The sequence below is a fragment of the Flavihumibacter sp. ZG627 genome, from assembly GCF_000814325.1.
Taxonomy (GTDB): domain Bacteria; phylum Bacteroidota; class Bacteroidia; order Chitinophagales; family Chitinophagaceae; genus Flavihumibacter.
Genome location: NZ_JPHF01000012.1, coordinates 1 through 15,126, shown reverse-complemented (window position 1 = coordinate 15,126; position 15,126 = coordinate 1). Strand labels below are relative to the sequence as shown.

Sequence of the window (15,126 nt, the reverse complement as noted above, 5' to 3'; positions counted from 1 at the left end):
TCAACAGATTACTGGCAGCTAAATCCTTATAAAATCTTTATACGCTTTACAGCACCTTCATACCACTTTAAACTTTAAAACTACTTTTGCTTAACAGGAACTACACATGAATAAGTTCTTATTTAACACGCTCCCAAAAGGCAGGCAATATCTTTACAGCATCTCCATTATTGTGGTAGTGGCTGCGGTATGCTATACCCTTTCGGGATTGATGGGTTATCGTGTTGCCGCATTCATTCTCCTGATCACTGTTTCTCTGCTGGCCATTACATTCGACATATTGCCGGTATTGGTCTCTGCTGCATTAAGCGCCCTGCTATGGGATTTCTTTTTTATTCCTCCACGCTATACCATTCATGTTGACACAACAGAAGATACCATTCTGCTGATCATGTATTTTATCATCGCCATCATCAGCGGCGTGCTCACCTATAAGATCAGGCAGGTAGAAAAAATAACCCGGCTTAAAGAAGAAAGAGCTAATAGCGTTAAACTCTATAATACTATCCTGAACTCCCTCTCGCATGAACTTAGAACACCCATCGCAGCTATCATCGCGGCAACAGATAATCTTCAAACCAATCCCAACCTCACAAACATTCATCGCGATCAACTCGTGACAGAAATATCTAAAGCATCCCTTCGGTTAAACCAGCAGGTAGAAAACCTTTTGAATATATCCCGACTTGAATCCGGACATATCAAACCTAAAAACGACTGGACCGATGTGGTTGAACTGGTGTACGACCTGGTGAAGCGGGTGGAAGAAAATAATCCGGCACGTAAAATTGCTATCAGTATTAATCAAAACCTTCCGCTATGCGCCATCGACAAAGGTATGCTCGACCAGATCATTTACAACCTGCTCAATAATGCCGCCATCCACACCGCGCCTGATTCTACCATCGCCATTAGCATCACCCAACTGGTAGACCTGTTGCAGATAGACATTGAAGACAACGGCGCGGGATTTGACAATGTTGACAGCAGGGAAGTGTTTCATAAATTCTCCCGCACAAAAAATCCATCTACTTCGGGTTCCGGACTGGGACTCACCATCGTGAAAGGTTTTACAGAAGCATTGGGAGGAACGGTAGAACTGGAAAGCAGTAAAAGGGGATCAAAGTTTACCGTCACCATTCCCGTGAAGATCTATCAACATGAAACCCAGGCGCCGTGACCAAAGCAGAAATTTTAATAATAGATGATGAGCCGCAGATCAGGAAGCTCCTGGAGATTACACTGGTAAGCAATGGGTACCTGGTGAAAACTGCCGTCTCTGCTAAAGAAGGCCTTATCATGGCAGCCAACCATCCCCCGGAACTTATCCTGCTCGACCTTGGCCTGCCTGATGAAAGCGGGCATATTGTATTGCAAAAATTAAGGCAGTGGTACACCAACCCCATCATTATTCTTTCTGTTCAGAAGGCGGAAGAAGAGATCATAAAAGCACTGGACAATGGCGCCAACGATTACCTGTCGAAGCCTTTCCGAACAGGCGAACTCCTTGCCCGGATACGATCCGTTATCAGGAACATCAGCAATGAGGAAAGAGAAACAACGATGGATTTTGAGGGGCTTACCATCGACCTGGTAGCCCGCACCGTCAAAAAAGATAACCAGCTTGTTAAACTCACTTCTACGGAATACAATCTGCTGGCCTTGCTGGCCCGCAATGAAGGCAAGGTACTCACCCACCAGTTTTTACTCAGGGCCATCTGGGGACCGGGATATATTAACCAATCGCAATACCTGAGGGTATTCATAGCCCAGATCAGGAAGAAAATAGAAGATGATCCCAACCGGCCAAAATACCTGCTCACAGAATCAGGCGTGGGATACAGATTAATAGCTGCCAGGTAAGAATTTGCACAAATAAATCATTTATTTATATTTGCGTAACCAGTTACGTAAATAACTACTTATATGGACTTCTATACAGAAACAGGCAAGATGGCGATAGGCAGCCGGCTTCGCCTCTTAACAGATAAGATAACCGCTGATGCATCTGCCATATACCAGCTTTACAATATCGACCTGCAGCCTAAATGGTTCCCTGTTTTCCATACACTTGCAAAAGGAAACTTTACCATCACAGAGCTGGCGCAGGTAATAGGACATTCACATCCATCGGTGAGTAAAATAGTTCAGGAGATGGCAAAGGGCGGACTGATCACTGAAAAGAAAGATAAGGGAGATGGCCGCAAGAACGTAGTCAGTCTCTCGAAAAAAGGAAAGGAACTATCCGAAAAAATAAAAGACCAGTATACCGACGTAACAGCCGCAGTGGAAGAGCTTTCTAAAGAAGCAAAACATGATCTCTGGAAGGCCATTGAAGAATGGGAATTCCTCCTCAACCGCAAAAGCCTTTTCCAATATGTGCAGGAACAAAAGAAAAAGCGGGAAAGCGTGAAAGTGCAGATCGTTCCTTACAAGCCTGAATACGCCGCCGCTTTTCGTAACCTGAATGAAGAATGGATCACCACTTATTTTAAGATGGAAGAATCCGATTATAAAGCCCTCGATCATCCAAAGGAATATATCCTGAACAAAGGTGGCGCCATACTGGTAGCCTTATACGATGATGAACCCGTTGGCGTTTGTGCCCTCATCAAAATGAAAGACCCTGACTATGATTTTGAACTGGCGAAAATGGCCGTCTCCCCTAAGGCCCAGGGCAAAAACATCGGATGGTTATTAGCCCAGGCTATCATCGAAAAAGCAAGATCAATGGGCGGTAAAAAACTCTACCTCGAAAGCAATACCATTCTTACACCCGCTATCAACCTCTATTACAAATTAGGCTTTAAGAAAATTTCCGGTCGCACTACACCGTACGAGCGATGCAATATCCAAATGGAACTTGACCTCTAACTTACAGGTGACTCATTTCAACGATCACGATATGCCCGTTCGTGCGTAATGGTTCCACAATAGTTCGACAATTCTTCGAAGAGGGTCCGGAGAAGGAAAATCAAAATGAATAAACCATATTGGTATAATAAAAACCGCCAATTGATGGACCTCCTATAAAAGAGTAATAATATTTATTGATAACATTTGTTGCCCCGATCTTTACATTCAATGCATTATTAAACAGACCCACATTCGCCTGCACATCAAGCGAAGAATAGCCTGGCACATTTCCGGTAGCCATAGCCGACTCCCATAAGAAAGAGGAATGCTGCCTGTAACTGATCGCAAATCCTGCTGTTTTATAAATCTTTGAATGCCTTGCACCCAGATTGTAACTCCACTTCGGTGTATTAAAGCCATCTTCCAATCCGTCGCCCTGGTCTTTTCTCGCCAGCTTTGCATAGGTAAAATTGCCACTTAACTGAAAACCATTTACGGGTTCATAGGCCATTCCAAATGCCGCACCATAATTATGGCTCACGGTTTTTGAATTGGTCCATAGTCGATACAGGCTTTGCTTGCCATTATTTTGCAGATAAAAAGGGATACTGTCTGCAATGCTTGTTTTGGGCACATTAGCGTCGATCTGTGCCATCAGGTGCCGGTAGATATTATAATAAATGTCTGCATCAATTTTTAACCTGTTATTGAAAAGCATAGTGCGATAACCGGCTTCAAAACCGGTAACCTTTTCCGGCCTCAAATAAGTATAGGGATTCCTTTTAAGTAAGTCCCTGTGCTTAACGATTGCATCATTTAAACTGCTGCCATTCAGGTTTACTTCATTCTGCACTGCCCTTTGAAACGCAGTGATGGAGGCCTGTGTATAGCTGGATTCAAATACTCCATCTGACATAACGGGCAATCCGCCAATTCTCTTTCTTCCTCCACTGTTGATATTGGAGAAGGCTTCAAATATGCTTGGGAAACGATAACCATTCTGCGCTGATACACGAAAGCTATGATGCAATGCAGGTGAATAAACGATGGCTAATCGCGGATGGATCTTAGGCGAAAAATACTCCGATTTATCAATGCGAACCACTGCATTTATCTTTAGCTTATCACCCATGAAATATTTTGTTGCCTGCAGAAATCCTCCCAGCTTCCAGTATTTTAAATTCCTGCCCGTCTTTTCAGGGTTGATAAAATAATTTCCATCCGGAGTTATTATATAATTCCTGTGATCAAGCCCATACATTATATGCAACCCTTTCACATTATTAAAAAGACGATTGGTGATATCATGCTGCAACTCTATAAAAAATAGTGCGGCTTTTACTTTTAGCGCGGCACCCTCATCCCAGTTATTGATATGCCGCAACGTATCAATCATGTTCTGCATTTCTTTACTACCCACCTGTATTCTGCCGCTATCTGCAAAAAGCCTCGCCAGGCTAAGTGCTTCGGCCACGGAACTGCCAGCCTGGGATACCATATTATAACGACTGGAAAAATCAGTGAACCAGCTCTCATCATTTTTGAAACGGCGATCCATATTCTCAGCCATCGAACGAATATTGTAGGAATCGCCGCTATTCTCTTTTGTGAAATAGGTTCTTACCTGGAGGCCAGACCATTTAAAAGACAATGCATGTTGTTGTGTTAAATAGTTGTGTAGCCTGAAACGGTTGGTGCGCTGGTAGATATTGTTTTGATTTGAAATCCGGTAGGTATAAATAAATTCTGCCGCGGCAACTGGTCTGAAGTATACAGAGGCATCTCCTTTTATATTTTGCAGATCATAATCCGCCACATCTTTTTCTGCATAACCTGTACGGCTAACCGCATATTGTTTGCCTCCAAGATTCAGTGTTTTCCTGTTGCCTGCTTCATCCCCATAATTATTTACCCTGTCTTTACCCGGATTCAATTCACCGGTAAGTGCCGTACTGGAGTTGGCAGCAGCATTCAAATCAACCTGGCTGTTTGCATACCAGTCAGTTCCTTTCATGAACGTACCGTTCAGTTTGATGGCCCATTTCTGACTAAAAGGCCTGGCTATCCGAATATTTGTTTCACTATAAAGTGTAGCAGCGGTTTCAGTGCTGCCTGCATTATTTACACCCAATTTTTTGCTGATACTTATGCCGGGAAAGCGAAAGGGATCTTTGGTAATAAAGTTAGCCGTACCGTTGATGGCATTCATACCATAAATGGCAGATGCCGAACCCGGTAGAATTTCCAGGTTATTAATATCCAGATCACCGGGACCAAGTGAATTGGCTATGGGTGCGCCAATATGCGGAGCCTGTATATCAACGCCATCCACCATCTGTACAAACCTGACATTGGTTGTATTGGCAAATCCCCGGGCATTGATCACCTTAAAGCCCATACCCGGTGTAATAATATGCAGCCCTTTTATATTTTGTATAGCCTCAAAAAAACCGGGTTGTGGAGATGACCTTAACTGCGCTGCATCCATTTTTTCAATACTGACTGGTGCGCTTAACAGGCTTTCTGCCTGCCTTGTGGCCGTTACCACCACTTCCGATAACATCTTTGCGCCCAGCGTATCTTTAGGGACCTTGTCCTGGCAAAAAGCAGTAGCGAAAAGCAAAAACTGGCTGCAGACAACTAAAAATATTCTACCCATTCATATGGTTGCTTTTTTACAGGGACTCACTTATCTTTTGGTGCATAGGCACCTGTTTCAATCCACCTGATCCATGCTTTTTTAAATTCCGCATGACTAATGGGTGGCGCCGTTCTGCCTTCTCCCATATCCCAACCAATTTTTACCAGTCCATCATCCGCATGCTCCATCAACTGCTTCATCGTTTTTCCACCGTTTGTTTTTGGATTCACTAATTGCTTTGCAAGTTGCCCCGGTGTTTTTCCCTCAAAAACCATTTTCATATCAGCAGGCGGTAAGTGCCAGTCAGGGTGCGCAGGTGGCTGGTTTAAGCCTTCCATAGGTGTGGCCTGGTGACAGTTGCCACATTTCATGGAATTGATTCCTTTGCCATCCTTACCTCTTTGTGGTAGCATGGTATGTAAATGACTATCATCTCCCTGCAGCGGCACATCACCGGAGGGATGGCAGTTCATGCAGCGGGGACTGATCAATACTTTATATACATCTTTGAAAGCATTCACAGATGCGATACTGTCTTTATGAAAACTATCATTCGCATCACTGATCGGCTGATCTTTCAAACTGAAACTTAAGAGCGCAACAATTGTTACTATACCTGCTAAAACAATGATATATTTCTTCATAGTGTTTTATTTATGCTTCCTTACGCTCTATCTGTGCTGCTAACTTTATTGCATCACGGATCCTCAGATAAGTTCCGCATCTGCAAATATTCCCCGCCATAGCCGCATCAATATCAGCATCCGTCGGATTCTTATTCGCTTTGAGCAGTACTACTGCTGACATGATCTGTCCGGTCTGACAGTAACCACATTGCGCCACATCTATTTCCAGCCAGGCTTTTTGTACCGGATGATCTCCTTTCTCACTTAAACCTTCAATGGTCACAACCTCTTGTCCCACAGCCCTGCTTACTTTGGTAACACAGGATCTGACCGCCTCGCCATTGAGGTGCACCGTGCAGGCACCACATTGCGCTAATCCACAACCATATTTTGTTCCTACAAGTCCCAGCTCATCCCTCAGTACCCATAGCAAAGGCGTCTCAGGATCTACATCAACATTGTAGGTTTTCTTATTGATAGATAATGTGATCATTTCTGAATATTGTTAGTGAAAATTGATTGTTTAAAAAGCACGACGTTTGTTTAACTGTGGCGCATAGGGTTGCTGATACAATCGCTGGCCGGTTGCTTTGAATAATGCATTCGCCACTGCACCAAATACAGGTGGAAAAGGCGGTTCTCCTAAGCCGGTAGGATCAATATCATTTTGTACAAAATGAACTTCTATCTTCTTTGGCGCTTCATTCATGCGGATGATCCTGTACGCATGGAAATTGTTTTGCACCGCCCTGCCCTCTTTATGCGTTAACCCACCATAGAAAGCATTTCCAATGCCATCCACAACAGCTCCCTGCACCATGTTTATTGCCGCATCCGGATTGACCACAATGCCACAATCTATTGCGCTGAATACTCTTTCTACATATGGTTGCCCATTCTTCATCACTATATCCACTACATGTGCTGCATAAGAATTATGGCAGAAATAGGCTGCCACACCGCGACTGTATTTTTTATTTTCCGCCTTGCCCCAGCCTGATTTTTCCCTTACCAGTTTTAGTACACCCGCATACCGTTCGGCATCATAATCATTGTTCTGACCAACCGGGGATTCCTTGCCTTTCTGCAGGAGTTCCAACCTCAAATCAATAGGGTCTTTACCCATTGCTTCTGCCAGTTCATCAAGAAAAGATTGTTCTGCTGCCGCATTGAAATTGGATCGCGGAGCCCTGAATGCTCCTATGGTAATATTGGATGGGATAGCCCAGCCTTCCGCTAAATAATTATCTACTGTTCCGGCGGGAAATCTGTTCGCATGGATGGCATGCTCAGGAATGCCACCACCATTAACATGAAAGCCGATCAGTTTTTTATTGGCATCCAGCGCAGCTCTATACGTTGCTGTGTACATGGGCCGGTAAATGCCATAGGTCATATCGTCTTCCCGACTATAAACCAGTTTGATGGGAGCCTTTACTTTTTTAGAGATCAGTGCTGCCTCATAGAGGTATTGTCCATAGGCCCTGCGACCAAAACCTCCACCCATGCGGGTCATCTGGATCTCAATTTTGTCGGCCGGCAGGTTTAAAAGTTTTGCCAGCGTGGGCTCCGACCAGCCCGGTGCCTGAAGCGGACCAGCAACCAAAGCTTTGTCATCCGTAACATGCGCGAAGAAATTCATCGGCTCCATGCAATTATGTGCGAGGAAGGGTGCATTATAGGTTCTCTCAATTACCTGCGCTGCATTTTTAAATGCTGCTTCCGGCTCTCCGTCCTTTCTCAGTTGAGGGGCGGGCTTTGCCGACCATTCCTGCATTTTCTTTAGCTGTGCCTCCGTACTTTCCAGCTCTGCAGGTACAACCACCTCTCTTTTCTGACCACGGGCGGCAATAATATCTTTATACTCACCAGCGGGCTCCCACTCCACTTTTAATTTCTTACGCGCCTTCATCACCTGCCAGGTATTGCTCCCAACTACAACCAACAGATCGTTGAATGTTCTCGTATCGAAACCTCCCTGCTCAAAACCATCTTCATATAATTTCTGCGTGAACACATCTTTAATGCCCGGCATCTTCAGCGCTTCCGATGCATCAAAAGATTTTAGTTTCATTCCAAAGGCAGGCGGATGTTCTATCATCGCAATAAGCATCCCTTCCACATGATAATCTAATCCAAAAAGAGGTTCGCCGGTAACGATCTTCTTTCCCTCAACATTTTTTATGGATGATTTCACCACCTTAAATTCTTTTGCATCTTTCAGCTTCATCCCTTTCGGAATGGCGATAGCAGAAGCTTTTGTTGCCAGGCTGCCATAGGTTGCCTGCTTACCAGTTTTCTGGTGATACAAGATGCCGGCCTTCGTAGTAATTTCTGCTGCAGGCACCGCCCAGGATTGGGATGCAGCTTCTATCAACATTTGCCTTGCCGCTGCACCTGCTTCGCGAAGTGGTTTCCAGTACATCCTCACCGAATTGCTTCCCCCGGTAAACTGCGGCCCCAGTTTCACATTATCGTGTGGCCCCATCTCCACCAGCACCTGCTTCCAGTCGGCATCCAGTTCTTCCGCTACAATCATGGGAAGCGAGGTCATAACATTTTGTCCAAACTCCGGATTGGGATTTAGAATTTTTATGATGTTATCAGGCGTGATCTTTACATACCCGGTCAACTCAGCCCAATCGGCAAGTTCGGGCGCCATTGTATCGGGAGATTTAAAGGCGGAGAGCCAGGAAAAACTGATCATCAGTCCGCCCCCGGCAAGTGCTGAAGACCGCAGGAAGGATCGCCTGGTTATGGAAGTTTTTAGATCGGCCATTGTTGGGGAATTTATTATTACAAAATCAATTGATCACCTATAAAATAAGATAAGACAATGTGCTAAAGATCATAGTTTTTCATGGCAATATTTGTATACAGATTACGGTTTCCCCTACCAATTTTGCTGATTGGCGACAATTTTCCCCAACTCCTTAATAGATTCAACACTTGGATAGTACTTAAACATTGGCATAAGTTTTCATGTCTTTCACCACAAATCCTCCGTCTGTAGTTGTAAATTCGCCTACTATGTCTATTGTTAATTCCCATCATGTTTTTTCCATATTATTTGCTGAAGACGATGAAGATGATAGAGAATTTTTAATGCATGCGCTGAGGAATGTAGGATCTTATCATAAGGTGCATATGGCCACTAACGGCAAGGAAGCCCTTGAGATCCTATTTAATCTTTCACCTGAAGACGGACTGCCCTGCGTGATCATCCTCGATCTGAATATGCCTGTTCTTGACGGCATTCAAACCCTGGAGATATTAAACCACAAAGCCAGCTTTCAGCATATCCCCAAAATCATTTTCACAACATCTGCTTCTGAAATCGACAGAGTCCGCAGCTTATCAAAAGGCGCCACTGATTTCGTTGTAAAACCTTCCAATATGCCTGATTTTGTCAAAACAGTTGAAGGTATGCTCCGATATTGCATGTAACCCTCAGAAAAATTAAATTGCCAGGTGAATACTGAGGTGAAAACATAATCATTAATGGATATAAATGCGCTGATAAATAAAGCAAAAGAAATAGCTACTGATATAGCAGTGAAAGAAGCATTAGTTGCCGACCACGATGGTGTTTGGGTTTCTGAAACGATGAACGCTTTAAAGCAATCCACACTTACAGCACTAACGGCTCCCATCAACTGCGGCGGACATGGACATGGCATGTATGCCCTGGCCCGCGTTTGTGAAGAACTGGGAAAGGGTTACTCTTCCGCCGGACTATGTTTTGGAATGCATTGTGTAGGTACAGCCGTGATAGCGGCTAAACCCACCGAATGGCAAAAGCAAAACTACCTCGAGCCTATCGCAAATGGCCAGCATATTACAACCCTCTCCCTCAGTGAGAAAGGAACAGGTTCTCATTTTTATATCCCGCAAACCTCACTCCTTCCCATAACCGAAACAGATTTCATGGTGAATGGAATGAAGACCTTTGTGACCAATGGATCACACGCTGATTCTTATGTTCTCTCAACTGTAGGCGCCAGCAGTGATGCCGAGCCCCATCAGTTTTCCTGCATCGTGGTTAACAAAAACACCGAAGGCATGCATTGGGGTAAAGAATGGGATGGACTCGGCATGAGAGGTAACTCGTCCCGATCACTGAAACTAAATAATGTCCGCATTTCAGACCAGCAGGTGCTTGGTGAAAAAGGGGATCAGCTCTGGTATATTTTTAATGTTGTGGCCCCCTATTTTCTTACGGCCATGGCAGGCACCTACCTCGGCATTGCCGAACGCGCCTTATCAGAAGCCAGGTCAACACTCTCCAAAAGAATGTATACACATAATGGCAGCTCATTGGCACAGGTCTCCATCCTTCAACACCGGCTGGGCACTATCTGGGCAAAAGTGCAACGCACGCGACAGCTTATTTATAATGCTGCACTGGACGGCGATAAAGGAGAAGAATCAGCAGTGCTTTCAATATTGGCTGCCAAGGCCGAGGTGGCCTCCTGCGCAGTTGATACAGTGAATGAAGCTATGACCCTCTCGGGAGGGCTCGGTTATGAAAACAACAATCTCCTCGGGATGCTTCTCCGCGATGCAAGAGCTGCACACGTGATGGCACCAACAACAGATATCCTCTACACCTGGATAGGAAGATCTCTTCTGGAGCAGCCTTTATTGTCGGACTAAAAAAATGTAATCATGATCATTCATTCGGGACTGACAACTACCCCCCCGGGCTATCAGCAGCTCTCCTCATTGTTTTCGCTGGTGGAAGTTGATGCAGCAGACGTTGCTATTCTACAAAACCTTATGGAGCGCGCTGAGGTTTTTCTAATTGGTCCCGGTATAGCAGCACCGGTAAAAGAGGTACAGAAAATTTATGCGGCCGACAAACATCTCTCTGTACTCGTACTGGCTGAACCTTCCGCATTAAAGCAGGTTAAACAGGCTTTCCAGTTTGCTCCTTTTATTGGAAAGAACACCCTGGTGGTTCCACTCAATCCCGAGCTGAACCTCCCCACCCTTTGCGAAAACGCCGCCACGCGAACAAGACAAAAGAGATCCTTTCATCAACTGAACCTGAACGCCATTCCAAAAGCAGAACAGGTTCAAAAAATCAAAGTGACGCAGATGGGCTGCTTCCTGGAACATGCTCCCATCAGTGCCATTCTTTTAAGTGATACAGATCGTATCGTCAATTTCAATCAGCAGGCCCGCAAATTATTTCCACTTCTCGAAACAGTAGATGTTGAGCTATCGCAGGTATTTCCCAAAGAGCAGGTTTCATACATAAAGGAATTCATCCACCAGCAACATGATCCGGAAGCCAGCATAGAGCTCTCCCATCAGCAAAAAATATTTGAACTCACCTCCTCAGCAGTATATACGGAAGAGGGAGAAAAACATTTCCTGCTGCTCTTAAATGATGTTACCCATGTGCGGCAGGAAACACAGCGCATTCACAGTATTCTTGAAGCATTACCGCAAATAGCCTGGACGGCGGGTGCCGATGGTTATGCAACCTATTTTACCCAGGGATGGTATTTCTATACCAGTCAGTCTAAAGAGCAGGCTGCAGGCGAAGGCTGGGTGGATGTTGTTTATGCCGCCGACAAAGAAAAACTTCTCCGGCAATGGAAGAGTTCCCTGGCAAGCGGAAAGCCTTTCCAGCAGGCAGCAAGGTATCGAAATGCAAAAGGAGAATACCGCTGGCATCTTGTGCGGGCTTCAGCCATACAAGGAATAGGTAAAGAGATCCTGATGTGGGTAGGTACCTGCACTGATATACATGACCAGGTATTGCTGACGGAAGAACTGGAGAAAAAGGTAAAGGAAAGAACGCATTCATTAGAAATTATCAATAATGAGCTGGAACAGTTCACACACGTATCCAGCCATGATCTGCAGGAACCACTTCGAAAGATCATGACCTTTGCCAGCATGCTGAAAACCACCTCCAGGCACCATCTCGATGAACAATCCAACAAATACCTCGACAAGATCAGTACTACAGCCGAAAGGATGAGCGAATCACTCAAAGATCTCCTGACCTACGCAAGGTTAAAGAGTGAAGACAGGTTTAGCTGGGTTTCTCTGAATGAAGTTGTATCGCAGGTACTGGTTGATCTTGAATTGATGATCGCGAAAAAAAATGCAACTATCCAGGTTAGTGAGCTCCCTGTGCTGAATGCCATTCCCGTACAGATGCAGCAGCTCTTTTACAACCTGATCAACAATGCCCTGAAATTCTCGAGGCCTGGCACGCCCCCCATCGTTGAGATCAGTGCAACCAATGCCTTGCAGGAAGAAATAACCATGCACCCAGAACTCATTCGATTCAAAGAGTATTACAAGATCACCATCAAGGACAATGGAATAGGGTTCGAACAAAAATATGCAGAGAAGATCTTCGCTATCTTCCAGCGCTTACATTCCAAAACAGCATATGAAGGAACCGGAATCGGACTATCACTGGTAAAGAAAGTTGCGATCAATCACAGGGGACTCATCTATGCTGTTTCAGAACCTGACAATGGTGCAGCGTTTCATGTTTTGCTGCCTCAGCTCTAAAAGGCATGTTAATTATGGATTTGAACCTGATTTAAAAACCTGGTGTGATAGTTATCACATTGGCATAGCAGCTTAAAATTGTAATATAGCATATGCAAACCATCAAAGACACCCTCCAACGCTTCCGGTTATGGTACTTGCTTATCATTGTGTTTGTATTGATTAGCACCCTTACAAGGATCGTTCTGTTTGTTTATGCGTTACCGGAGGCTTCTCTCCAACCAGTGTTAATTGCCAAAACTTTTCTTACAGGATTTTACTTTGACATACTGGCTGCCTGGTATTTCAGTCTTTTCCTTTTTCTTATAATATGGGTGTTGCCGCAAAAATTCCTCCTTACCAAAGCAGGCAGGTATTTCCAAAAAACATTTTTCTTTATTCACCTCTTATTATTGGTTTTGAATGCGGTTTCGGAAATATTCTTCTGGAATGAATTTTCTGTCCGATATAACTTTATTGCTGTTGATTACCTCATATATACCAATGAGGTTCTTAATAATATTCGTCAATCTTATCCAATGGCACCTGTCATTGGTGGATTGTTAATCATAACCCTGGCTATTTGGTTATTTATCAGAAAACAGGTTTTTACCGGCCAGCAAAGAATCCCCCTGGTGGCCCGAATGATCACACTTGTAACAGTGTTGTCAGTCTCATTTTCCATTTTTTATTTTACTGAAGATGATATCCATAATATTTCGAATAACAAGATGAACAATGAACTGGCCGCTAATGGAATCTACCAATTTGGAAATGCATTCAGGAAAAACGAAATGCCCTACCTTGATTTTTATGCAAAAGATGAGGAGGCTGTCGTATATAACAAACTACATGAGCTGCTGCAGGAGCCCGCTGCCAGTTTTGAAAGCAAGGATGAACATAATATAACCCGTAAGATCAATCCGGTTGGAGAACCGCATAACTGGAATGTGGTAATGATAACCATTGAGAGTCTTAGCGCAGAGTATCTCAGCTATTTTAAAGAATACCATAACTATTATTATCCCGATTATCTATTAAAGCAAATAGGGATAGCCCCTAAGCTTACACCTAATCTTGATTCACTGATTGATGAAAGCTTGTTTTTTACCCAGCTATACGCTTCCGGAACACGCACCGTGAGAGGGCTTGAAGCGGTTAGTACCTCCATGCCTCCCACACCGGGACAGTCAATTGTAAAACGCCTTCCAACCCGCAATAATATGTTCACCCTGGGTGAAGTGCTTCAGAAACATGGGTATGATACCAAGTTTATTTATGGAGGCAATAGCTTCTTTGATAATATGGGAGATTTTTTTGGCAAGAATGGCTACCAGGTTGTTGATGAAAGCGATATTCCGGCAGATAGTATTCATCATGAAACAGCCTGGGGTGTATGTGATGAAGATCTATACGCGAAGGCTCTTTCCGAAATGGATAAAAGTTACGGATCGGGTAAACTTTTTTTTAATCACCTGATGACCGTGTCAAACCACCGGCCATACACCTACCCGGAAGGCAAAGTTGTTATCCCCCCTTCCATTAAAAGAAGAGAGGGAGGATTGCTCTATACTGACTATGCCCTCGGACAATTCCTTCAGCAGGCAAGAAAGAAACCATGGTTCAATAATACCATTTTTGTAATACTTGCCGACCATTGTGCATCTGTTGGTGGCAAAACGGATATGCCGGTCAATAAATATCATATACCGGGTTGGATATATGCACCCGGACTTATAAAGCCCGGGAAATTTGAACGGCTCACCAGCCAGATCGATATACCACCTACCATCATGGGATTGCTTAATATCCCCTATGAGTCAGATTTTTTTGGTTATGATATATTTCACCTGGAAAAAGGACGTGAAAGATTATTGCTGGTCAATTACCAGGATATCGCCTATGTAAAAGACGGCAAGATGGTTGTTCTCTCACCCCGCAGAAAAGTGCAAATGTTTGAGCCTGATTTCAGAACCGGCGTTATGCGTCCGGAGAAAATGGATAAGGCTATGGAACATGAAGCCATTGCATGGTTCCAGGGTGCTGCTTCTTATATTGATCAGCACAGGCATAGCCGAAATTGAGGGATAAAAGCCATCGAGCAGTATTTTTATAAATAACAGAAGCAACTATTCTATGTGTGCGAATAAGATATCTAATAATTAATAGTAAATATATTTGACCCATTATTTAATGTTGCGGCATTCGCGAAGGCGGGCGAGAATGAATTTGTAAACTATTTGGGTACGGGAAATCCGCTTTTGCCAATACACATGTTATTCGGCGTCTATCTTAACAGGAGTGATCGAATATCAATATCCTTGGACAATCTGTATGCGGTAATATTGAAAGGAATACTAACCTCAATGATAAGTATTTTAATTCACAATCAAGATTGCCTGCCGTAATATGAATTTGTGGAGCAGGGTTTGAAAGAATTACTGAAGCTTTATAGGGCACCGCCCACCTACGCTGAAGCTTCGG

At 44.0% G+C, this 15,126-nt stretch carries 11 protein-coding genes; 7 read left to right on the top strand and 4 right to left on the bottom strand.

Annotated elements, in window-relative coordinates; all coding sequences use genetic code 11:
* Nucleotides 1-106: 106 nt before the first annotated feature.
* The 3 genes from HY58_RS17040 to HY58_RS17030 all read left to right on the top strand — a co-directional run bounded on the left by HY58_RS17040 (nt 107) and on the right by HY58_RS17030 (nt 2,874).
* Complete coding sequence (locus HY58_RS17040) at nt 107-1,180, top strand: ATP-binding protein (RefSeq protein WP_052324247.1); 1,074 nt, start codon at nt 107-109, stop codon at nt 1,178-1,180.
* Nucleotides 1,177-1,863 carry a response regulator gene (locus HY58_RS17035; RefSeq protein WP_039134892.1) on the top strand — a complete coding sequence of 229 codons (687 nt, stop codon included), beginning with the start codon at nt 1,177-1,179 and terminating at the stop codon, nt 1,861-1,863. Before HY58_RS17040 ends, HY58_RS17035 begins: the two co-directional genes overlap by 4 nt.
* 63 nt (nt 1,864-1,926) lie before the next feature.
* Nucleotides 1,927-2,874 carry a GNAT family N-acetyltransferase gene (locus tag HY58_RS17030; protein ID WP_039134889.1) on the top strand — a complete coding sequence of 316 codons (948 nt, stop codon included), beginning with the start codon at nt 1,927-1,929 and terminating at the stop codon, nt 2,872-2,874.
* 100 nt (nt 2,875-2,974) lie between these two features.
* Here the strand turns inward: HY58_RS17030 and HY58_RS17025 are convergent, their stop codons facing one another.
* Genes HY58_RS17025 through HY58_RS17010 form a run of 4 tightly spaced genes read right to left on the bottom strand, consistent with a single transcriptional unit; the run spans nt 2,975 to nt 8,902 of the window.
* Nucleotides 2,975-5,515: a TonB-dependent receptor gene (locus tag HY58_RS17025; protein WP_039134886.1), complete on the bottom strand. Its 2,541-nt coding sequence runs from the start codon at nt 5,513-5,515 to the stop codon at nt 2,975-2,977.
* 26 nt (nt 5,516-5,541) lie between these two features.
* Nucleotides 5,542-6,141 (bottom strand): hypothetical protein, encoded by a 600-nt coding sequence (locus HY58_RS17020; protein ID WP_052324246.1) that lies wholly within the window; start codon nt 6,139-6,141, stop codon nt 5,542-5,544.
* A gap of 10 nt (nt 6,142-6,151) precedes the next feature.
* On the bottom strand, nt 6,152-6,616 hold the full coding sequence (locus HY58_RS17015) for a (2Fe-2S)-binding protein (RefSeq protein WP_039134883.1): 465 nt from the start codon (nt 6,614-6,616) through the stop codon (nt 6,152-6,154).
* 30 nt (nt 6,617-6,646) lie between these two features.
* Nucleotides 6,647-8,902 carry a xanthine dehydrogenase family protein molybdopterin-binding subunit gene (locus HY58_RS17010; RefSeq protein ID WP_039134880.1) on the bottom strand — a complete coding sequence of 752 codons (2,256 nt, stop codon included), beginning with the start codon at nt 8,900-8,902 and terminating at the stop codon, nt 6,647-6,649.
* A gap of 251 nt (nt 8,903-9,153) precedes the next feature.
* On the opposite strand from HY58_RS17010, the gene HY58_RS17005 reads away from it, so the two are divergent.
* The 4 genes from HY58_RS17005 (at nt 9,154) to HY58_RS16990 (ending at nt 14,726) form a co-directional block, all read left to right on the top strand.
* Nucleotides 9,154-9,570, top strand: a complete 417-nt coding sequence (locus HY58_RS17005) for a response regulator (protein WP_052324245.1) — start codon at nt 9,154-9,156, stop codon at nt 9,568-9,570.
* Between the two features lie 54 nt (nt 9,571-9,624).
* Nucleotides 9,625-10,779 carry an acyl-CoA dehydrogenase family protein gene (locus HY58_RS17000; RefSeq protein ID WP_039134877.1) on the top strand — a complete coding sequence of 385 codons (1,155 nt, stop codon included), beginning with the start codon at nt 9,625-9,627 and terminating at the stop codon, nt 10,777-10,779.
* A gap of 12 nt (nt 10,780-10,791) precedes the next feature.
* Nucleotides 10,792-12,663 (top strand): ATP-binding protein, encoded by a 1,872-nt coding sequence (locus HY58_RS19065; RefSeq protein ID WP_052324244.1) that lies wholly within the window; start codon nt 10,792-10,794, stop codon nt 12,661-12,663.
* Nucleotides 12,664-12,755: 92 nt separating this feature from the next.
* Nucleotides 12,756-14,726, top strand: a complete 1,971-nt coding sequence (locus HY58_RS16990; RefSeq protein ID WP_039134875.1) for an LTA synthase family protein — start codon at nt 12,756-12,758, stop codon at nt 14,724-14,726.
* The last annotated feature ends 400 nt before the right edge of the window (nt 14,727-15,126 follow it).